Here is a 19,053-nt window from a genome sequence, read left to right as displayed (position 1 = left end):
TGCATTGGCCGGCCGCGCATCGCCGCGGCCAGCTTGCGGTGCCGGCGCGCCTGACGGCACCGTGGTCCGCTGCGTTCTTCGGCGGACCGTCAGTTCGATGCCGCGCTGCCCGGCGGCGGCGCGGCCGATTCCCGCGTCCTCAATTCGGGCAGCACGGCGCAGCCGGGCCCGGGCGCGCCGTTTTCGAGTGCGTCGAGCAGCGCATGGGCGGCCTTGCGCCCGATCGCATCGGTATCGACCCACATCGTCGTCAGCGAGGGCCGGATTTCGCGGGCGAGCGCGATATCGTCGAACCCGGTGATCGACAGTTGCGACGGCACGTCGATGCCGAGCGCCTGCGCCTCGAGCAACGCACCGAGCGCGAGCGCGTCGTTGCCGCAGATGACTGCGGTTGGCCGGGTCGTCCCGCTGTCGGCGATCGCGCGCAGGCTCGCGCGCCCGAACCCGATCGTGGCCGCACCTTCGTGCTGATGCACCGGGCGGACCGCGAGCCCGTGTGCGGCGAGCGTGTCGTGAATGCCGCGCAGGCGCGCCTGCACACGGTCGTTGTCGGTCGACGGCTGCATGATGATCGCGAAGTCGCGATGCCCGAGACCGAGCAGATGCTCGGTGAGTCGCGCGAAGGCCGCGCGGTTGTCGAAACCCACGCAGCAATGCGGGCTGTCGTCGCGATACGCGTAAGTGACGACATACGGCACACGATGCATCGAGAGCAGTTCGAACAGCTCCGGCGGATACGCCTCGCCGACCAGCGATACGGCTTCCACGCCGCGCGAGAGCATCGCGCGCACCTGCGTCAGCGCCTGTGCGGGATCGTAGTTCGAGCAGCCCAGGAACAGCGTGATGCCATGCTCGGCCATCACGGCCTGCATGCCCGCGACCTGCGACGCGAACACCTGGTCGTCGAGCGTCGGGATGATGGCGCCCGTGATGTGGGTGCGGGTCGACGCGAGCGCGCGTCCGGCCGCGTTCGGAATCCAGTTGAGCGCGCGCGCGGCGTCGCGCACGCGCTGCTGCACGTCGGCCGAAACCTTGCCGGGGTCGTTGTAGACGCGCGAAACGGTCGCGGTCGACACGCCGGCAAGCTTCGCGACGTCGCCGAGCACCGAGCGGCCGGTACCGCGGCGGGCCCGCGACGCGCCGCCGCGGGGCGGGGCGTCGCTCATCGGCTGGCTCCCGGCGTCCGTGTCCGGCGGACGCGGCAAGGTGTGAAAAGCGTCATCGTTTACCCTCGATTCGATGTAGCGGTGCTTGCATCCTCGCTTCCGCTTGTGAGAATGTAAGCGCTATCCGACATGATAGCCTGCATTATGTACGACGCAAATCCCGTCAAAACCCCGTGTTCTTTGTCGCTGCCGATCCACCCGGCCATTTTGTCGGGTGCTTATGTAAGCGATTACATTTGCCAGAGAACGACATGAATCCCCCGCGGATCGCCGTGGTCGGCAGCACCAACATCGATCTCGTCGTGCGCGCGCCGCGCCTGCCGTTGCCGGGCGAAACGGTGCCCGGTAGCACATTCCAGACCGTTCACGGCGGCAAGGGCGCGAACCAGGCGGTCGCCGCCGCGCGCCTCGGCGCGTCGGTCGCGATGATCGGCTGCGTCGGCGACGACGCGTTCGGCGCGCGTCTCCATGACGCGCTGGCGGCGGAGCGGATCGATGTGACGCACCTGCAGCGGATCGCCGGGGCCACGACCGGCGTTGCGGCGATCACGGTCGGCGAGGACGGCGCGAACAGCATCGTCGTCGTGCCGGGCGCGAATGCGTGCCTCGACGCCGCACGGATCGACGTGGCGCGCGAGACGATCGCGCAGGCCGCGCTGCTCGTCTGTCAACTGGAAGTGCCGATGCCGACCGTCGCGCGAGCGATCGCGTGCGCGGCCGCCCATCGCACGCCGGTGCTGCTGAATCCGGCGCCAGCGCAACCGCTGACGGACACGCTGCTGGCGCAAGTCGACTACCTCGTCGTGAACGAGAGCGAAGCGGCATCGCTGACCGGCATCGCGGTCGACGACGACGCGGGCGCGGCGCGCGCGGCCGACGCGCTCCGCGCGAAGGGCGTTCGCAACGTGCTCGTGACGCTCGGCGCGCGCGGCGTCTGCTGGCGCGGCGATGCCGGCTGCGGACGCCGTGATGCGAAGACGGTGGTCGCGGTCGACACGACTGCCGCCGGCGACACGTTCGTCGGCGGGTTCGCGGCGGCACGCGCCGGCGGCGCGTCGATGGACGACGCAATCGACTACGGCCAGCGCGCGGCCGCGATCAGCGTCACGCGCCACGGCGCGCAGACGTCGATCCCGACGCGCGATGAGGTTCCCGGCGCGCCCGTTATCAGCGGGAACAGGCCCTAGGCCCCGCGCGCCACCAGAACGGCCGGAACTGGACGAAACCGGCCGACACATACGACATGGAGACAATCGTCATGAGCGAAGCTGAAACCTTTCCGAGCGCGCCGCCGCGCATCCGGCGCGGGCAGCGCATCGCGCTTGCACTGCTGATGGTGAGCGGGATCGTCAACTACCTCGATCGCGGCACGCTGGCCGTCGCGAATGCGGCAATCCGGGGCGACCTCGGGCTGTCGCTCGGGCAGATGGGGCTGCTGCTGTCGGCGTTCTCGTGGAGTTACGCGCTATGCCAGTTGCCGATCGGCGGCCTCGTCGACCGCATCGGGCCGCGCCGGCTGCTCGGCATCGGGCTGATCGTCTGGTCGCTCGCGCAGGCGGCGGGCGGCATCGTGTCGACGTTCGGCTGGTTCATCGTCGCGCGTATCGTGCTCGGCATCGGCGAGGCGCCGCAGTTCCCGTCCGCCGCGCGGGTCGTCAGCAACTGGTTTCCGCTGCGCGCACGCGGCACGCCGACCGGCATCTTCAACTCGGCGTCGCCGCTCGGCACCGCATTGGCGCCGTTGCTGCTGTCGATTCTCGTTGTGTCGTTCAACTGGCGCTGGGCGTTCGTCGCGACGGGCGCGTTGGGCCTCGTCGTCGCCGTGGCGTGGTTCGCGTTGTACCGCGATCCGGCACGTGCGCAATTGTCGGCGGCCGAGCGCGACTATCTGGATGCCGGCGCGGACAGTGCGATCGCCACGCCGAAGCTGACCTTCGGCGACTGGCGCAGCCTGTTCTCGCATGGGACGACGTGGGGCATGCTGATCGGCTTCTTCGGTTCCGTGTACCTGAACTGGGTCTATCTGACCTGGCTGCCCGGTTACCTGACGATGGAGCGGCACATGAGCCTGATCCGCACCGGGTTTGCCGCGTCGGTGCCGTTCCTGTGCGGATTCGTCGGCTCGCTGGTCGCCGGCTGGTTCTCGGACCTGGTCACGCGCCGCAGCCACTCACCGGTCGCGAGCCGGCGCAACGCGGTGGTGGTCGCGATGCTCGGGATGGTCGCGTTCACGATTCCGGCCGCGCTCGTCGAGAGCAACACGGTCGCACTCGCGTGCATCTCGGTCGTGATCTTTCTCGCGAACGCGGCATCGGCCTGTTCGTGGGCGCTCGCAACGGCGGCCGCGCCGCCGAGCCGGGTCGCGTCGCTCGGCGCGATCCAGAATTTCGGCGGTTTCATCGGCGGCGCGCTGGCCCCGATCCTGACCGGTTTCATCGCGCAGCAATGGTCGTTCGTCCCGGCGCTGCTGACCGCGGCGGCGATCGCGTTCGCGGGCGCCATGGCTTATCTGCTGCTGGTGCGCAAGCCGATTCCCGAACAATCCGCGAGCGCCGCGCACGGGCCGTTGCCGGCCTGAGCGTGCGCTTCGCGTCACGCATTCACTGAAGGAAGGAGAGACAGATGCAATCACAGCGGCAATCGACCGTGACGATCGAGGGGATCGTGCCGGTGATGCTGACGCCGTTCGACGACACCGGCGCGATCGATTATGCGGGGCTCGAGCGGCTCATCGAATGGTATCTGGCGCATGGTTCGGATGCGCTGTTCGCCGTCGCGCAGTCGAGCGAGATGCAGTTCCTGAGCCTTGCCGAACGCGCGGCGCTCGCACGCTTCGTCGTCGACCGGGTCGCCGGGCGCGTGCCGGTCGTCGCGTCGGGACACGTCAGCGACAGCCTCGACGCGCAGGTCGCGGAACTGCGCGCGGCGGCCGAATCGGGCGCGCAGGGCGTCGTGCTCGTGACCAACCGGATCGATCCGGAGCGCAAGGGCAGTGCGGCGTTTCTCGACCACCTGCACCGGCTGCTCGCGCAACTGCCGTCGGATCTGCCGCTCGGCCTGTACGAGTGCCCGGCGCCTTACCGGCGGCTCCTGTCCGATGACGAGCTGCGCGCGTGCATCGACACCGGACGCTTCGTGATGCTCAAGGACGTGAGCTGCGACCTGGAGACGGTGAAGCGGCGTGTCGCGCTCGCCGAAGGGTCGCCGCTGAAGATCCTGAACGCGAACGCCGCGATCGCTTGGGACGCGATGAAGGCAGGCTCGGCTGGATTCAACGGCGTGTTCACGAACTTCCACCCCGATCTCTATCAGTGGCTGCGCACGCAAGGCGAGTCGGATCCGGCGCTCGCCGACGAGCTCTCGACGTTCCTGGTTGTCGCGGCCGTGTCGGAGGCGCTCGGCTACCCGGCGCTGGCGAAGCTCTATCACCAGCGGATCGGCACGTTCCAGTCGATCCGTTGCCGTGCGATCGACTACGACATTCGCGAGCGCTTCTGGGCGCTGGATGCCGTGCTCGACAAGATCGTGGCCGGCACCGAACATTTCCGCCGGCGGATCGCGGCGCGATAGCGCGTGCGGCGTCGCGCGGCACGTGTGCATGCCGCAGGCGCCTGACGGAATCGCGAGCGACGTGCGCGAAATGAAACGGGGCGCTGCGTCGAGCAGCGCCCCGTTTCGGTTCGGCGATGAAAAGGCGCCGCTCGAAGCGGCGCTTTCCGGTGCGTTACATGTTCGGGTAGTTCGGCCCGCCGCCGCCTTCCGGCGTCACCCACACGATGTTCTGCGTCGGGTCCTTGATGTCGCACGTCTTGCAGTGCACGCAGTTCTGCGCGTTGATCACCAGGCGATCGCTGCCGTCGTCGTTCTTCACGAACTCGTACACGGCCGCCGGGCAGAACCGGCCTTCCGGGCCTGCATACGTGCGCAGGTTCACGTTCACCGGCACGCTCGCATCCTTCAGCGTCAGGTGCGCCGGCTGGTTTTCCTCGTGGTTCGTGTTCGAGATGAACACCGACGACAGCCGGTCGAACGTCAGCTTGCCATCCGGCTTCGGATACTCGATCGGCTGGCATTGCGACGCGGGCTTCAGCATCTCGTGGTCCGCATGCTTGTGATGCAGCGTCCACGGCACGTTGCCGCCCATCAGCTTCTGTTCGATGCCGACCATCAGCGTGCCGAGGTACAGGCCCTTCGCCATCCATTGCTTGAAGTTGCGCGCACGGTACAGCTCGTTGTACAGCCACGATTGCTTGAACGCATCCGGATACGCGTTCAGTTCGTCGCTTTGACGACCGGCCTGCACCGCGTCGAATGCCGCCTCCGCCGCCAGCATGCCGGTCTTGATCGCCGCGTGGCTGCCCTTGATCCGCGATGCGTTCAGGAAGCCCGCGTCATCGCCGATCAACGCGCCGCCCGGGAACACCGTCTTCGGCAGCGACATCAGGCCACCGGCGGTGATCGCGCGCGCGCCGTACGACACGCGCTTGCCGCCTTCGAGGAATGCGCGGATCGACGGGTGCGTCTTGTAGCGCTGGAATTCCTCGAACGGCGACAGGTACGGGTTCGTGTAGCCGAGGCCGACCACGAAGCCGACGACGACCTGGTTGTTGTCCATGTGGTACAGGAACGAGCCGCCGTAGGTATCGGGCTTCAGCGGCCAGCCGGCCGTGTGGATCACGAGACCCGGCTTGTGCTTCGCCGGGTCGATTTCCCACAGCTCCTTGATGCCGATCCCGTACGCCTGCGGATCGGCGTTCGCGTCCAGCTTGTACTTCGCGATCAGCTGACGGCCGAGGTGGCCGCGGCAGCCTTCCGCGAACAGCGTGTACTTCGCGTGCAGCTCTATGCCGAGCTGGAAGTTCTCGGTCGGCTCGCCGTCCTTGCCGACGCCCATGTTGCCGGTCGCGACGCCCTTCACAGAGCCGTCGTCGTTGTACAGGATCTCCGCGGCCGGAAAGCCCGGGAAGATCTCGACGCCCAGCGCTTCCGCCTGTGCCCCAAGCCAGCGCGTGACGTTGCCGAGCGAAATCACGTAGTTGCCGTGATTCTTGAAGTTGTCCGGCAGCGCCCAGTTCGGCGTCTGCTTCGCGCTGTTCTCGGACAGGAACAGGAAGCGGTCTTCCGTGACCTCGACGGTCAGCGGCGCGCCTTGCTCCTTCCAGTCGGGGAACAGTTCGGTGATCGCACGCGGATCCATCACCGCGCCGGACAGGATGTGCGCGCCGATCTCGGAACCCTTCTCGAGCACGCACACGCCGATCTCGGCGCCTTTCCCGGCGGCGAGCTGCTTGAGCCGGATCGCCGCCGACAGCCCGGCGGGGCCGCCGCCGACGATCACGACGTCGTATTCCATCGATTCGCGCGGGCCGTACTGCTCGATGAGGCTTGCGGGGGTCATGGGCGTTCCTCTAACCGTTAGAATGCTTTTATTCGGGAGCGTATTGTCTGCGAAACGAAACGCTTGCCGCAACAGAATGCGGATAGATTAGCACGATCGTTCTATTTTTATGCTAGGGTAATGCCGCATGGACCGTGCCGTCCGCGGCGGTGAAACGACTTCGAAAGGGGATGCGCAATGGGTCGGTCGATCAATCTGGAAGGCAAGGTCGCGCTGGTAACGGGTGCTTCGAGCGGGCTCGGCCAGCGCTTTGCGCAGGTGCTGTCGCAGGCCGGCGCGAAGGTCGTGCTCGCGAGCCGCCGCGTCGAACGGCTCAAGGAGCTGCGCGCGGAGATCGAGGCGGCAGGCGGTGCCGCGCACGTGGTGTCGCTCGACGTCACTGACGTGCAGAGCATCAAGGCTGCCGTCGCGCACGCCGAAACGGAAGCGGGTACGATCGACATCCTCGTGAACAATTCCGGCGTGTCGACGATGCAGAAGCTGGTCGACGTGACACCCGCCGATTTCGAGTTCGTGTTCGACACCAACACGCGCGGCGCGTTTTTCGTCGCGCAGGAAGTCGCGAAGCGGATGATCATGCGCGCCAACAGCAACGGCAAGCCGCCGTACCGGATCATCAACATCGCGTCGGTGGCCGGCCAGCGCGTGTTCCCGCAGATCGGCCTGTACGCGATGAGCAAGGCGGCGGTCGTGCACATGACGCGTGCGATGGCGCTCGAATGGGGGCGCCATGGAATCAACGTCAATGCGATCTGTCCGGGCTATATCGATACCGAAATCAATCATTACCTGTGGGAAACCGAGCAAGGCCAGAAGCTGCAAGCGATGCTGCCGCGCCGGCGCGTCGGCAAGCCGCAGGATCTCGACGGGCTGTTGTTGCTGCTCGCGGCCGACGAGTCGCAGTTCATCAACGGCTCGATTATCTCCGCGGACGACGGCTTCGGCCTCGCCTGACTGGATGACCCTGAGCAACGAAGAAGACTGCAATGAGTGACTATTCCCCCGTTTTTGAAATGTCGATGCCGATCCGCTGGGGCGACATGGACGCGTTCGGACACGTGAACAACACGGTCTATTTCCGTTACATGGAGCAGGCGCGGATTTCCTGGTTCGAGCAGCTCGGCATCGCCGGCGGCAATGGCGAGGGGCAGGGGCCGGTCATCGTCACCGCATCGATGGAATTCCTGAAGCAGCTGCACTACCCGGGCGACGTGATCGCGAAGATGACGGTCGCGAAGCCGGGGCGCAGCAGTTTCGACACGGGTTTCGAACTGACCCGCGCGGACGATCCGACTCACCTCTACGCACGCGGCAATGCGCGTTGCGTGTGGGTCGACTACGCGCTCGGCAAGTCGGTGCCGCTGCCGCAGCTGCTGCGCGACACGATCGAGCGCGCGCTTGAGGCGAAGGTCGGCTGAACGCCGGCGCGGCAAGACCGGCATCCGGCGGTTGTCGCGCCATCGTTCGTTTTCACGGGATCGGCCGCGCTGCGCGGCCGATCGTCATTCCGGCGGTTCCCGCCGCTCAATGTCCGAGCAGACGCTGCAGCAGCTCGGCCGTATTGCCCGTCCCGTACTTGCGCATCAGCCGTGCGCGATAGATGTCGACCGTGCGCGAGCTGATGTCGAGCACGCGGCCGATCTGCTTGCTCGTCTTGCCGGTCGCGAGCTGCGCGGCGATTTCCCGCTCGCGCGGCGTCAGCTCGACCGCGACCCGGCGCGTCGCGCTCAGGTCTTCGAACGTCCACACCCCGGCCGCCAGCGGCGCGGCGCGGTCGAGCGCGCGGCCCGTCACATGGCACCAGAACAGGTCGCCGTCGGCGCGCTTCATGATCCGGTCGTCCGCATAGGTGCCGTTCGCGGCCATGCCCCGCGAAATGCGCTCGCCGATCCGCTGGAATTCGTCCGGCGACGGGTACAGCACCTCGTACGACTTGCCGATCAGGTCGGCCCGCGCGCAGCGGAAGATCGCCGCGACCGCGTCGTTGCAATCCTCGATCACGCGGTCGCGCGACAAGACGAGGCCGATCGGCGCGAGGTGGAAGGCGGTCTGGTAATCGAGAGCGGTCATGGACGCAGGCGGACGTGTGGCAAATGCTTATGTATTTTTGCGTATTGTGCCGCAACCGCGCCGCATCGTACCCTTTCAGACATCTCGCGGCGCTTGCCGCGGCATAAAAAGAAGCGCGTCGTCACGGCAGGCTTTGCCGCGCATGCATAGAATGATGCGGCGGGCTCGTGAGCCACGCCGGCGCGCGAACCCAGTTTCGCTGGTTTCCATAGAGGAAGGGACATACAGATGAACAAAGTCTATCCAAGCGCGGCCGCCGCGCTGGAAGGGATCGTCCATGACGGGCAGACCTTCGCGGTGGGCGGTTTCGGCCTGTGCGGCATTCCGGAGGCGCTGATCGCCGCGCTGCGCGATTCGGGCGTCAAGGGCATTACCTGCATCAGCAACAACGCGGGTGTCGACGGCTTCGGTCTCGGCCTGCTGCTGGAAACGCGCCAGATCAAGAAGATGATCTCGTCGTACGTCGGCGAGAACAAGGAGTTCGAGCGTCAGTACCTGGCGGGCGAACTGGAGCTGGAATTCACGCCGCAGGGCACGCTCGCCGAGAAGCTGCGCGCGGGCGGCGCGGGCATCCCGGCGTTCTTCACCAACACCGGCTACGGCACCGTGATCGCTGAAGGCAAGGAAACGCGCCAGTTCGGCGATCGCCATTACGTGCTCGAGCCGTCGCTGACGGCCGACGTCGCACTCGTGAAGGCGTGGAAGGCCGACAAGTCGGGCAACCTGATCTATCGCCGCACTGCGCGCAACTTCAACCCGATGTGCGCGATGGCCGGCCGGGTCACGGTCGCCGAGGTCGAGGAGATCGTCGAGAACGGCGAGCTCGATCCGGATCAGATCCACACGCCGGGGATTTTCGTGCAGCGGCTCGTGCTGAATGCGACGCCCGAGAAACGCATCGAACAACGCGTCGTGCGCGCGAAAGGAGACTGACATGGCTTGGAATCGTGACCAGATGGCCGCGCGCGCGGCGAAGGAACTGCAGGACGGTTTCTACGTGAACCTCGGCATCGGCCTGCCGACGCTCGTCGCGAACCACGTGCCGGAAGGTGTCGAGGTGTGGCTGCAATCGGAAAACGGCCTGCTCGGCATCGGCCCGTCGCCGACCGAAGAGGAAGTCGACGCGGACCTGATCAACGCCGGCAAGCAGACCGTCACGACGCTGCCGGGCTCGTCGATCTTTTCGTCGGCCGACTCGTTCGCGATGATCCGCGGCGGCCACATCAACCTCGCGATCCTCGGCGCGATGCAGGTCAGCAAGAAGGGCGACCTCGCGAACTGGATGATCCCGGGCAAGATGATCAAGGGGATGGGCGGCGCGATGGACCTCGTCGCGGGCGTGAAGCGCGTCGTCGTGCTGATGGAGCATGTCGCGAAGGGCGATCAGCACAAGATCCTCGAAGAGTGCAACCTGCCGCTGACGGGTGTCGGCGTGGTCGACCTGATCATCACCGACCTCGGCGTGATCGAAGTGACGCCGGCCGGCCTCAAGGTCATCGAACTCGCGGACGGCGTGACCGTCGACGAGATCCAGGCGAAGACGGGCGCGCCGCTCGACGTGAGCGCGGTCGCGTAAGCCGCAGTCGAGCGTATCGCGCGTCGAGCGCATCGCCTCTGGCGCCCCGCATGCCTGACGGTATGCGGGGCGTTTGTCATTGATGGCGCACAAGCCGGGCCGTCCTGTCTGCTGCCGGATGCAGGAGAACTGGCCGAAAGGCCGGGCGAGCCGACTCCGGCAACGGAAGCGGTTTACAATCGATCGCATCGGGCGGCGTGGTTCTTGCGCCGCCGTGCAGCACCCGTTCGACAGGATGCCACCGATGCCAACGACCTCAGCGAATCCCCCGGTTCCCCGCCAGCGGCGCGTGCAATGCGCGAGCATTGCCGGCCTTCACCATGTCGCCTATACCGAATGGGGCGACCCCGCCAATTCGCGCGTGCTGGTCTGCGTGCACGGGCTGACCCGCTCCGGACGCGATTTCGATCGGCTTGCCGCAGCGCTGTCCGATACGTATCGCGTCGTCTGCCCCGACGTCGTCGGGCGCGGCCAGTCGGACTGGCTCGCGGATCCGCGGCTCTATGCGATCCCGCAATACGTGGCCGACATGGTGACGCTGATCGCGCGCGCCGACGTCGAATCCGTCGACTGGTTCGGCACGTCGATGGGCGGCCTGATCGGTCTCGCGCTCGCGGGGCTGCCGGGCTCGCCGGTGCGGCGGATGATCATCAACGACGTCGGGCCGCGCATCGAGCCGGATTCGCTCACGCGAATCGGCGAATATCTCGGCGTGCAGCCGCGCTTCGCGACCGAGCAGGAGGGGATCGACTACCTGACGTCGCTGTCGCTGCCGTTCGGCGCACTGTCGGGCGACGAGTGGCGCGAGATCAATGCGCCGTTGCTGCGTGCGCAGCCGGACGGCAGCTGGACGATACGCTATGACCCGCGGATCGCGGAGCCGTTCAAGGCGACGACACCCGAACTCGCCGTGCTCGGCGAGGCCGCGCTGTGGCGCGCGGTCGAGACGACGGATGCGACGCTGCTGGTCGTGCGCGGCGCGTCGTCCGATCTGCTGTCGCGCGAGACGGTCGCTGAAATGCAGCAACGTGGCCGGCACGTATCGCAGGCGGAGATCGCCGGCACGGGCCACGCACCGGCGTTCATGAGCGCGGACCAGATCGCGCTCGCGCGCGGGTTTTTCCTCGGAGAGCGCACATACGCGTCATAATATACGGTTCGGCGATACGCGGGCCGCGTGGCCGCCGAACTCTTCACTGATTCATACAACCGGAACACTCCATGGCAGTTACTCGTCACCACGTCGGCGCCCGTCTTTCAGAAACCGCGATCCACAACGGTACCGTGTACCTCGCCGGCCAGATTGCCGAAGACACCACGCAGGACATCAAGGGCCAGACGCGCGAAGTGCTCGGCCACATCGACCGCCTGCTTGCCGAAGCGAACAGCGACAAGGCACATCTGCTATCGGTGCAGATCTACATCTCCGACCTTGCGAACTTCGCGGGCATGAATGAAGTATGGGACGCATGGGTCGCGCAGGGCAACACGCCGCCGCGTGCCACCGTCGAGGCGAAGCTCGCGGATCCCGCGCTGCTCGTCGAAATCGTCGTTGTCGCTGCGCAGCGGAGCTGAGCCCCGTCTCGCGATGAGCGCATTCCGTCAGGCCGCAAGATGACCGTCGAATCCGTATCCGCCGCCGCTGCGCCGTCGTTCGACGACGTGCTCGCGTTCGTGCGCGGTCATGCCGGCGACGTGCGACTGTCGTCGGGCGAATTGCTCGCCGATCACGCGGCCGGCACGGCGTCGATCATGCGCACGCTGAACGTCGACCCGCCCGCCGTGCAGGCGGCGGCGCTGTTCGCGCTGACGCCGCACCTGAGCGATCCGGAGCGCGAACTCGCGGAACGGTTCGGCGACGAGGTTGCGCGCCTCGTGTCCGACGTGCGCAAGCTGTTGCGGCTCGGCACGGTCAGCCTGCGTGCCGCGCAGAACGCGGTGCCCGACGTCGGGCGCGACGCCGCGGCCGCACGGCGTGCGCAGATCGAGGCGCTGCGCAAGATGCTGCTCGCGTTCGCGCAGGACATCCGCGTGGTGCTGATCCGGCTCGCGTCACGGCTGCAGTCGCTGCGCTATTACGCGGCGGCCAAGCTCGATCCGCCGCCGGACGTCGCGCGCGAGACGCTCGATATCTACGCGCCGCTCGCGAACCGTCTCGGCATCTGGCAGCTGAAGTGGGAGCTGGAGGACCTGGCGTTCCGCTTCGAGGATCCGGTGACGTACAAGCGGATCGCGAAGCTGCTCGACGAGAAGCGCATCGAGCGCGAGGCGTATGTGGCGGAGGCGATCGAGCGCCTGCAGCGCGAGCTGGCCGCCGCGCACATCCAGGCGGAGGTGAGCGGCCGGCCGAAACACATCTACAGCATCTGGCGCAAGATGCGCGGCAAGGAGCTCGATTTCTCCGAGCTGTACGACGTGCGTGCGTTTCGCGTGATCGTGCCGGACATCAAGGATTGCTACACGGTGCTCGGCATCGTGCATCACCTGTGGCAGCCGGTGCCGAAGGAGTTCGACGACTACATCTCGCGTCCGAAGCCGAACGGCTACAAGTCGCTGCACACGGTCGTGATCGGCGACGACGGGCGCGCGTTCGAAGTGCAGATCCGCACGCACGAGATGCACAACTTCGCGGAATACGGCGTGGCTGCGCACTGGCGCTACAAGGAAGCGGGCGCGCGCGGCTACGGCGGACAGTTCTCCGCGAGCGACAAGTACGACGAGAAGATCGCGTGGCTGCGCCAGCTGCTCGCGTGGAAGGACGACGTCGAGGACGGCAGCGGCGCGGCGGGCGGCAAGGCATGGGCGCAGTTGCGCGAAACGTCGCTCGACGACGATCACATCTACGTGCTGACGCCGCAGGCGCGCGTGATCGCGTTGCCGCAGGGCGCGACGCCGGTGGATTTCGCGTATCACCTGCACAGCGAGGTCGGGCATCGTTGCCGCGGCGCGCGCGTCGACGGCGCGATGGTGCCGCTCAATACGCCGCTTGCGAACGGGCAGACGGTCGAGATCGTCGCGGTGAAGGAAGGCGGGCCGTCGCGCGACTGGCTGAATCCGCAGCTCGGATACATGAAGAGTTCGCGTGCGCGGCAGAAGGTGCGCGCATGGTTCAACTCGATCGAGCACGAAGAGAACATCGCGCATGGCCGCGCGCTCGTCGAAAAGACGCTGCAGCGCGAAGGCAAGACGTCGGTCAATCTCGACAACCTGGCTGCGAAGCTCGGCTTCAAGACGCCCGACGAGCTGTTCTCGGTCGTCGGCAAGGAAGAGTTCAGCCTGCGCAATGTCGAGCACGCGCTGTCCGATGCGCCGCCGCCCGAGCCCGCGCCCGAGGCGCCCGCCGACTTCGAGAAGCGCAGCAGCGGCGCGAGTGTCGCGCACGGCGCGTCGACCGGCGTGCTCGTGGTCGGCGTCGACGCGTTGCTGACGCAGCTTGCGCGCTGCTGCCGGCCCGCGCCGCCGGATCCGATCAGCGGCTTCGTCACGCGCGGCAAGGGCATGTCGATCCATCGCAGCGATTGCGAGACGTTCCGCCGGATGGCCGAGCGCGCGCCCGAGCGCGTGCTGCAGACCACGTGGTCTGCCGACGTGCTGGGCGGCCGCGGCGTGTCGGTCTATCCGGTCGACCTGATGATCGAGGCGACCGACCGGCAGGGGCTGCTGCGCGACATCTCGGAAGTGTTCGCGCGCGAGAAGATCAACGTCGTCGGCGTGAAGACGCAGAGCCGCCGCAACGCTGCATTCATGCAGTTCACGGTCGAGATTTCGAATTCCGCGCAGGTGCAGCGTGCATGCACGCTGCTCGGCGAGGTGCAAGGCGTCGTCCGCGCCGCCCGGAAGGCCTGACGCAACGATCGGGTCCGAAACAATTTTGCTGCAGGTGCATAAAAACCCTTGCCAAGTGAAGGGCGGCTCCATATAATCTCTTTTCTTCAGGCTCGTAGCTCAGCTGGTTAGAGCACCACCTTGACATGGTGGGGGTCGTTGGTTCGAGTCCAATCGAGCCTACCAACGAACAGGAGCATCCGGCTTGCCGGGTGTTCGAAGCAGTAAATGCTCAACGCGCACAAGGCGAATACGGTTATGACACCGCGAACGTTGACCGAAACCACTTCGGAGCGACGCTAGTCGAGGAACGTTTTCGCCCTTACGGTTGAGTGAAGTATCGAATGCGGCCCCTCGAAAGCGGGGCCGCATTTTTTTTGTCGCGAAATTTCGCGCGTGACTGACATCGCGTGCTTGGTCTGCCGCCCACTGCCGGCATCACGGAGATTGCTATGGTTTCGATACGCTTGCCTGATGGCTCAGTTCGACAATACGAGCATCCGGTGACAGTCGCCGAAGTGGCGGCCTCGATCGGTCCCGGTCTCGCAAAGGCTGCGCTCGGCGGCAAGCTCGACGGCGAGCTCGTGGATACGTCCACGGTGATCGACCGCGATGCATCGCTCGCGATCGTGACGGACAAGGACGCCGACGGCCTCGACATCATTCGCCACTCGACCGCCCACTTGCTCGCCTACGCGGTGAAGGATCTGTATCCGGACGCGCAGGTGACGATCGGGCCGGTGATCGACAACGGCTTCTATTACGACTTCTCGTATCACCGGCCGTTCACGCCGGAAGATCTGGAAAAGATCGAAAAGCGCATGCAGGAGCTCGCGAAGAAGGACGAGCCCGTGACGCGACGCGTCGTGTCGCGCGACGAGGCGGCCGGGTACTTCCGCAGCATCGGCGAGAAATACAAGGCCGAGATCATCGAGTCGATCCCGCAAAGCGACGAAATCAAGCTGTACGCGCACGGCGGCTTCACCGACCTGTGCCGCGGCCCGCACGTGCCGTCGACCGGCAAGCTGAAGGTCTTCAAGCTGATGAAGGTCGCGGGCGCGTACTGGCGCGGCGACTCGAAGAACGAGCAGCTGCAGCGCATCTACGGCACGGCCTGGACGAAGAAGGAGGACCAGGACCAGTACCTGCACATGCTCGAGGAAGCGGAAAAGCGCGACCACCGCAAGCTCGGCAAGCAGCTCGACCTGTTCCACATGCAGGAAGAGTCGCCGGGCATGGTGTTCTGGCATCCGAAGGGCTGGGCGCTGTGGCAGCAGGTCGAACAGTACATGCGCCGCCGCGTGAACGAGGCCGGCTACCTCGAGATCAAGACGCCGATGATCATGGACCGCTCGCTGTGGGAAGCGTCCGGCCACTGGCAGAACTACCGCGAGAACATGTTCACGACGGAGTCGGAGAAGCGCGACTACGCGATCAAGCCGATGAACTGCCCGGGTCACGTCCAGGTGTTCAAGCATGGCCTGCGCTCGTACCGCGACCTGCCGCTGCGCTACGCGGAATTCGGTTCGTGCCACCGCAACGAGGCGTCGGGCGCGCTGCACGGCCTGATGCGCGTGCGCGGCTTCGTGCAGGACGATGCGCACATCTTCTGTACGGAAGACCAGATCATTGCCGAGTCGATCGCGTTCAACCGGCTCGCGATGAGCGTGTACAAGGATTTCGGCTTCGACCACATCGACATCAAGCTGTCGCTGCGCCCGGAGCAGCGCATGGGTTCCGACGAAACCTGGGACCGTGCGGAGCAAGGGCTGCGCGAAGCGCTGACTGCATGCGGCCTCACGTGGGATGAGCTGCCGGGCGAAGGTGCGTTCTACGGTCCGAAGATCGAGTACCACATCAAGGATGCGCTCGGCCGTTCGTGGCAGTGCGGCACGCTGCAGCTCGACATGATGCTGCCGGAGCGCCTCGGCGCCGAGTACGTCGCGGAAGACAACAGCCGCCGCCGGCCGGTGATGCTGCACCGGGCGATCGTCGGTTCGATGGAGCGCTTCCTCGGCATTCTGATCGAGCACCACGCTGGTGCAATGCCGGTCTGGCTCGCGCCGTTCCAGGCTGTTGTGCTCAATATCGCCGAAAGTCAGGCCGAATATGCGCAATCTCTGGCCCAAACGTTGCAAAAACAAGGGGTTAGAGTGACGGCCGATTTGCGTAACGAGAAAATTAGCTATAAAATACGCGAGCACACGCTGGAAAAGGTGCCTTATCTGCTCGTCGTGGGCGACAAGGAGCGTGATGCACAAACGGTAGCCGTGCGTGCCCGTGGCGGCATCGATCTGGGCGTAATGCCGGTCGAGGCCTTCGTTGAGCGACTGCAGGATGACCTGCGTTCGTTCAAGTAACCGCCCTGGCAGCGCGGCTCGTTTTTTTAATTTTTAGAGGAAACGTAACATCGCTACTGATAAGTCGTCGCATCGCATCAACGGTGAAATCACTGCGCCGGAAGTGCGTCTGGTCGGGGTCGATGGCGAGCCCATCGGCATCGTGAAGCTCGTCGAGGCTTTCCGCAAGTCGGAAGAACTGGATGTTGACCTGGTGGAAATCGCGCCGCAAGCGGTTCCCCCGGTGTGCCGTCTGATGGACTACGGCAAGTTCAAGTACCAGGAGTCCAAGAAGCAGCACGAAGCGAAGCTGAAGCAGAAGGTCATCCAGGTCAAGGAAGTGAAATTCCGCCCGGGTACCGATGACGGGGATTACAACGTCAAGCTGCGTAACCTCGTGCGCTTCCTCGAAGAAGGCGACAAGACGAAGATCACGTTGCGTTTCCGCGGCCGCGAAATGGCTCACCAGGAAATCGGCATGCGGATGCTCGAGCGTCTGCGTACCGATCTCGAGGAAGTCGGCCAGGTCGAGCAGATGCCGAAGATGGAAGGGCGCCAGATGATCATGGTGCTTTCCCCGAAGAAGAAGAAATAACGGGCCTGCGCGTGAAACACGCGCGGGTTCGGAAGTGGTTCGGCGCGTCGCCCGGTGAGGGCGGCGCGCCAACAATGACGGCGGCTGCGCAAGCAGCATGCCGTACACAAGTGGACTGGGTTTCGAAGGGCGGGTCAAGGGCGCAAGCCAACCGCACACCCATCGCCATCTAATAAACTGGAGTTGTTCGTCATGCCTAAGATGAAGACCAAGAAGAGCGCTGCAAAGCGCTTCGTGGTGCGTCCGGGCGGTACCGTCAAGCGCGGTCAAGCCTTCAAGCGCCACATCCTGACCAAGAAAACCACGAAGAACAAGCGTCACCTGCGCGGCGCAACGGCAGTTCATGATTCCGATCTGAACTCCGTCCGCGCGATGCTGCCGTTCGCGTAACCCCTCAATCGATACTCACAGGAGAGAAACATGCCTCGAGTCAAACGTGGGGTAACCGCACGGGCCCGTCACAAGAAGATCATCAACCTGGCCAAGGGTTATCGCGGTCGCCGCAATAACGTCTACCGCATCGCCAAGCAGGCGGTGATGCGCGCTGGTCAGTACGCTTATCGCGACCGTCGCAACAAGAAGCGTGTGTTCCGCGCACTGTGGATCACGCGTATCAACGCGGCAGTCCGCCAGCACGACATGACCTACAGCGTGTTCATCAACGGCCTGAAGAAGGCGTCGATCGAACTCGACCGTAAGGTGCTGGCCGACATGGCGGTGTTCGACAAGGCTGCTTTTGCTGCGATCGTCAAGCAGGTGAAAGCCGCCGTTGCAGCCTAATTGCGAAATTAGCACTGCGTGGTTAGTTGCAGCGATGTTCCGGTAGTCTCGGCCGCTGCAGCGAAAACGGGGCTCTTCCGAGCCCCTTTTTTTATCGGCCCTCGCTGGGCCGCCCCAAGAGGGCCGACCGCCCCCTCGGGGGGCAGCGAACGAAGAGAGCGTGGGGGCCGTTTTTTGTCGGTCGGGCGATTTTGCTCGCCGAAAACGAATGACGTTGGAAATGATGGGATCTATGGATCTGGACCAGATTGTCGCCGACGCGCAGCAGTCCTTCGAACAGGCTGCCGACATCACCACGCTCGAAAACGAGAAAGCCCGCTTCCTCGGCAAGTCGGGTGCGTTGACCGAGTTGCTGAAGGGCCTCGGCAAGCTCGATCCCGAAGCGCGCAAGACCGAAGGCGCGCGCATCAATGTCGCGAAACAGCAGGTTGAAGCTGCGCTGACCGCGCGCCGCCAGGCGCTGGCGGACGCGCTGCTGAACCAGCGCCTCGCCGCCGAGGCGATCGATGTCACGCTGCCGGGCCGCGGCGCCGGTGCGGGCAGCCTGCATCCGGTGATGCGCACGTGGGAGCGCGTCGAACAGATTTTCCGCACGATAGGCTTCGACGTGGCCGACGGTCCCGAGATCGAGACCGACTGGTACAACTTCACGTCGCTGAACAGCCCGGAGAACCATCCGGCGCGTTCGATGCAGGACACGTTCTACGTCGAAGGCAAGGATGCCGACGGCCGTCCGCTGCTGCTGCGCACGCACACGAGCCCGATGCAGGTGCGTTATGCGCGCATGAACCGCCCGCCGATCAAGGTGATCGCGCCGGGCCGGACGTATCGCGTCGACAGCGATGCGACCCACTCGCCGATGTTCAATCAGGTCGAGGGGCTGTGGATCGACGAAAACATCAGCTTCGCCGACCTCAAGGGCGTCTATACCGACTTCCTGAAGAAGTTCTTCGAGCGCGACGACATTCTCGTGCGCTTCCGTCCGTCGTATTTCCCGTTCACGGAACCGTCGGCCGAGATCGACATGATGTTCGAGCACGGCAAGAACGCCGGCAAATGGCTCGAGATCTCCGGCTCGGGGCAGGTGCACCCGACCGTGATCCGCAACATGGGCCTCGATCCCGAGCGCTATATCGGCTTTGCATTCGGCAGCGGCCTCGAGCGCCTGACGATGCTGCGCTACGGCGTGCAGGACCTGCGTCTGTTCTTCGAGAACGACCTGCGTTTCCTGCGCCAGTTCGCGTAACGCGCGCCGCGCCGACTTGTGCCCGTGCGCGCTCCGCAGCGAGCCGGGCGTCGATTCA

The 19,053-nt window shown here is 65.5% G+C and carries 18 protein-coding genes and 1 tRNA gene; 16 read left to right on the top strand and 3 right to left on the bottom strand.

Annotation, left to right across the window (positions count from 1 at the left end):
- Positions 1–89 precede the first annotated feature (89 nt).
- Positions 90–1,166, bottom strand: coding sequence for a LacI family DNA-binding transcriptional regulator (locus ACV229_RS04375; RefSeq protein ID WP_448081888.1), 1,077 nt, complete (start codon positions 1,164–1,166; stop codon positions 90–92).
- A gap of 251 nt (positions 1,167–1,417) precedes the next feature.
- Here ACV229_RS04375 and rbsK point away from each other — a divergent pair, with 251 nt between their 5' ends.
- Genes rbsK through ACV229_RS04360 form a run of 3 tightly spaced genes read left to right on the top strand, consistent with a single transcriptional unit; the run spans position 1,418 to position 4,736 of the window.
- Positions 1,418–2,353, top strand: a complete 936-nt coding sequence (gene rbsK, locus ACV229_RS04370; protein WP_448081887.1) for a ribokinase — start codon at positions 1,418–1,420, stop codon at positions 2,351–2,353.
- A gap of 56 nt (positions 2,354–2,409) precedes the next feature.
- The gene (locus ACV229_RS04365) at positions 2,410–3,744 is read left to right on the top strand and encodes an MFS transporter (RefSeq protein WP_448081886.1); all 1,335 of its coding nucleotides are present in this window, start codon (positions 2,410–2,412) and stop codon (positions 3,742–3,744) included.
- Positions 3,745–3,788: 44 nt separating this feature from the next.
- Positions 3,789–4,736 (top strand): dihydrodipicolinate synthase family protein, encoded by a 948-nt coding sequence (locus tag ACV229_RS04360; RefSeq protein WP_448081885.1) that lies wholly within the window; start codon positions 3,789–3,791, stop codon positions 4,734–4,736.
- Between the two features lie 154 nt (positions 4,737–4,890).
- On the opposite strand, the gene ACV229_RS04355 is transcribed toward ACV229_RS04360, so the two are convergent.
- On the bottom strand, positions 4,891–6,564 hold the full coding sequence (locus ACV229_RS04355; RefSeq protein WP_448081884.1) for an electron transfer flavoprotein-ubiquinone oxidoreductase: 1,674 nt from the start codon (positions 6,562–6,564) through the stop codon (positions 4,891–4,893).
- Between the two features lie 177 nt (positions 6,565–6,741).
- Between ACV229_RS04355 and ACV229_RS04350 the strand changes: the two genes are divergently transcribed.
- Both ACV229_RS04350 and ACV229_RS04345 read left to right on the top strand, forming a co-directional pair.
- Positions 6,742–7,518, top strand: a complete 777-nt coding sequence (locus tag ACV229_RS04350; protein ID WP_448081883.1) for an SDR family oxidoreductase — start codon at positions 6,742–6,744, stop codon at positions 7,516–7,518.
- A 32-nt stretch (positions 7,519–7,550) separates the two neighbouring features.
- On the top strand, positions 7,551–7,982 hold the full coding sequence (locus ACV229_RS04345; protein ID WP_448081882.1) for an acyl-CoA thioesterase: 432 nt from the start codon (positions 7,551–7,553) through the stop codon (positions 7,980–7,982).
- Between the two features lie 106 nt (positions 7,983–8,088).
- On the opposite strand, the gene ACV229_RS04340 is transcribed toward ACV229_RS04345, so the two are convergent.
- Positions 8,089–8,634: a LuxR C-terminal-related transcriptional regulator gene (locus tag ACV229_RS04340; RefSeq protein ID WP_448081881.1), complete on the bottom strand. Its 546-nt coding sequence runs from the start codon at positions 8,632–8,634 to the stop codon at positions 8,089–8,091.
- A gap of 228 nt (positions 8,635–8,862) precedes the next feature.
- Between ACV229_RS04340 and ACV229_RS04335 the strand changes: the two genes are divergently transcribed.
- The 11 genes from ACV229_RS04335 to pheS all read left to right on the top strand — a co-directional run bounded on the left by ACV229_RS04335 (position 8,863) and on the right by pheS (position 18,995).
- Entirely contained in the window at positions 8,863–9,567 is a 705-nt protein-coding gene (locus ACV229_RS04335; protein ID WP_448081880.1) for a CoA transferase subunit A, read from the top strand.
- 1 nt (position 9,568) lies between these two features.
- Positions 9,569–10,210 (top strand): CoA transferase subunit B, encoded by a 642-nt coding sequence (locus ACV229_RS04330; protein WP_448075511.1) that lies wholly within the window; start codon positions 9,569–9,571, stop codon positions 10,208–10,210.
- A gap of 244 nt (positions 10,211–10,454) precedes the next feature.
- Positions 10,455–11,360: an alpha/beta fold hydrolase gene (locus ACV229_RS04325; RefSeq protein WP_448081879.1), complete on the top strand. Its 906-nt coding sequence runs from the start codon at positions 10,455–10,457 to the stop codon at positions 11,358–11,360.
- 71 nt (positions 11,361–11,431) lie between these two features.
- Positions 11,432–11,785, top strand: a complete 354-nt coding sequence (locus tag ACV229_RS04320; RefSeq protein WP_448081878.1) for a RidA family protein — start codon at positions 11,432–11,434, stop codon at positions 11,783–11,785.
- Between the two features lie 39 nt (positions 11,786–11,824).
- Positions 11,825–14,056: a RelA/SpoT family protein gene (locus ACV229_RS04315; RefSeq protein WP_448081877.1), complete on the top strand. Its 2,232-nt coding sequence runs from the start codon at positions 11,825–11,827 to the stop codon at positions 14,054–14,056.
- An 88-nt stretch (positions 14,057–14,144) separates the two neighbouring features.
- Positions 14,145–14,221: transfer RNA gene (locus ACV229_RS04310), tRNA-Val, on the top strand.
- A gap of 266 nt (positions 14,222–14,487) precedes the next feature.
- Entirely contained in the window at positions 14,488–16,395 is a 1,908-nt protein-coding gene (thrS, locus tag ACV229_RS04305; RefSeq protein WP_448081876.1) for a threonine--tRNA ligase, read from the top strand.
- Between the two features lie 49 nt (positions 16,396–16,444).
- Complete coding sequence (gene infC / locus ACV229_RS04300; protein ID WP_081059888.1) at positions 16,445–16,969, top strand: translation initiation factor IF-3; 525 nt, start codon at positions 16,445–16,447, stop codon at positions 16,967–16,969.
- 192 nt (positions 16,970–17,161) lie between these two features.
- Complete coding sequence (gene rpmI, locus ACV229_RS04295; protein WP_004191477.1) at positions 17,162–17,359, top strand: 50S ribosomal protein L35; 198 nt, start codon at positions 17,162–17,164, stop codon at positions 17,357–17,359.
- A gap of 30 nt (positions 17,360–17,389) precedes the next feature.
- Positions 17,390–17,749, top strand: coding sequence for a 50S ribosomal protein L20 (gene rplT, locus ACV229_RS04290; RefSeq protein ID WP_004192938.1), 360 nt, complete (start codon positions 17,390–17,392; stop codon positions 17,747–17,749).
- A gap of 232 nt (positions 17,750–17,981) precedes the next feature.
- Entirely contained in the window at positions 17,982–18,995 is a 1,014-nt protein-coding gene (pheS, locus tag ACV229_RS04285) for a phenylalanine--tRNA ligase subunit alpha (RefSeq protein WP_448081947.1), read from the top strand.
- Positions 18,996–19,053 lie beyond the last annotated feature (58 nt).

This window comes from Burkholderia sp. MR1-5-21 (assembly GCF_053427715.1).
This window is presented reverse-complemented; position numbering and strand designations above follow the sequence as displayed.

What these genes read in the sequence shown, in the direction of transcription:
- ACV229_RS04335 (WP_448081880.1), top strand. Translation starts at nt 8,863, where the DNA reads ATGAACAAAGTCTATCCAAGCGCGGCCGCCGCGCTGGAAGGGATCGTC.
- ACV229_RS04350 (WP_448081883.1), top strand. Translation starts at nt 6,742, where the DNA reads ATGGGTCGGTCGATCAATCTGGAAGGCAAGGTCGCGCTGGTAACGGGT.
- ACV229_RS04355 (WP_448081884.1), bottom strand. Translation starts at nt 6,564, where the DNA reads ATGACCCCCGCAAGCCTCATCGAGCAGTACGGCCCGCGCGAATCGATG.
- pheS (WP_448081947.1), top strand. Translation starts at nt 17,982, where the DNA reads ATGGATCTGGACCAGATTGTCGCCGACGCGCAGCAGTCCTTCGAACAG.
- ACV229_RS04375 (WP_448081888.1), bottom strand. Translation starts at nt 1,166, where the DNA reads ATGAGCGACGCCCCGCCCCGCGGCGGCGCGTCGCGGGCCCGCCGCGGT.
- ACV229_RS04330 (WP_448075511.1), top strand. Translation starts at nt 9,569, where the DNA reads ATGGCTTGGAATCGTGACCAGATGGCCGCGCGCGCGGCGAAGGAACTG.
- rpmI (WP_004191477.1), top strand. Translation starts at nt 17,162, where the DNA reads ATGCCTAAGATGAAGACCAAGAAGAGCGCTGCAAAGCGCTTCGTGGTG.
- ACV229_RS04340 (WP_448081881.1), bottom strand. Translation starts at nt 8,634, where the DNA reads ATGACCGCTCTCGATTACCAGACCGCCTTCCACCTCGCGCCGATCGGC.
- ACV229_RS04365 (WP_448081886.1), top strand. Translation starts at nt 2,410, where the DNA reads ATGGAGACAATCGTCATGAGCGAAGCTGAAACCTTTCCGAGCGCGCCG.
- ACV229_RS04320 (WP_448081878.1), top strand. Translation starts at nt 11,432, where the DNA reads ATGGCAGTTACTCGTCACCACGTCGGCGCCCGTCTTTCAGAAACCGCG.
- rplT (WP_004192938.1), top strand. Translation starts at nt 17,390, where the DNA reads ATGCCTCGAGTCAAACGTGGGGTAACCGCACGGGCCCGTCACAAGAAG.
- thrS (WP_448081876.1), top strand. Translation starts at nt 14,488, where the DNA reads ATGGTTTCGATACGCTTGCCTGATGGCTCAGTTCGACAATACGAGCAT.
- ACV229_RS04360 (WP_448081885.1), top strand. Translation starts at nt 3,789, where the DNA reads ATGCAATCACAGCGGCAATCGACCGTGACGATCGAGGGGATCGTGCCG.
- ACV229_RS04345 (WP_448081882.1), top strand. Translation starts at nt 7,551, where the DNA reads ATGAGTGACTATTCCCCCGTTTTTGAAATGTCGATGCCGATCCGCTGG.
- rbsK (WP_448081887.1), top strand. Translation starts at nt 1,418, where the DNA reads ATGAATCCCCCGCGGATCGCCGTGGTCGGCAGCACCAACATCGATCTC.
- ACV229_RS04325 (WP_448081879.1), top strand. Translation starts at nt 10,455, where the DNA reads ATGCCAACGACCTCAGCGAATCCCCCGGTTCCCCGCCAGCGGCGCGTG.
- ACV229_RS04315 (WP_448081877.1), top strand. Translation starts at nt 11,825, where the DNA reads ATGACCGTCGAATCCGTATCCGCCGCCGCTGCGCCGTCGTTCGACGAC.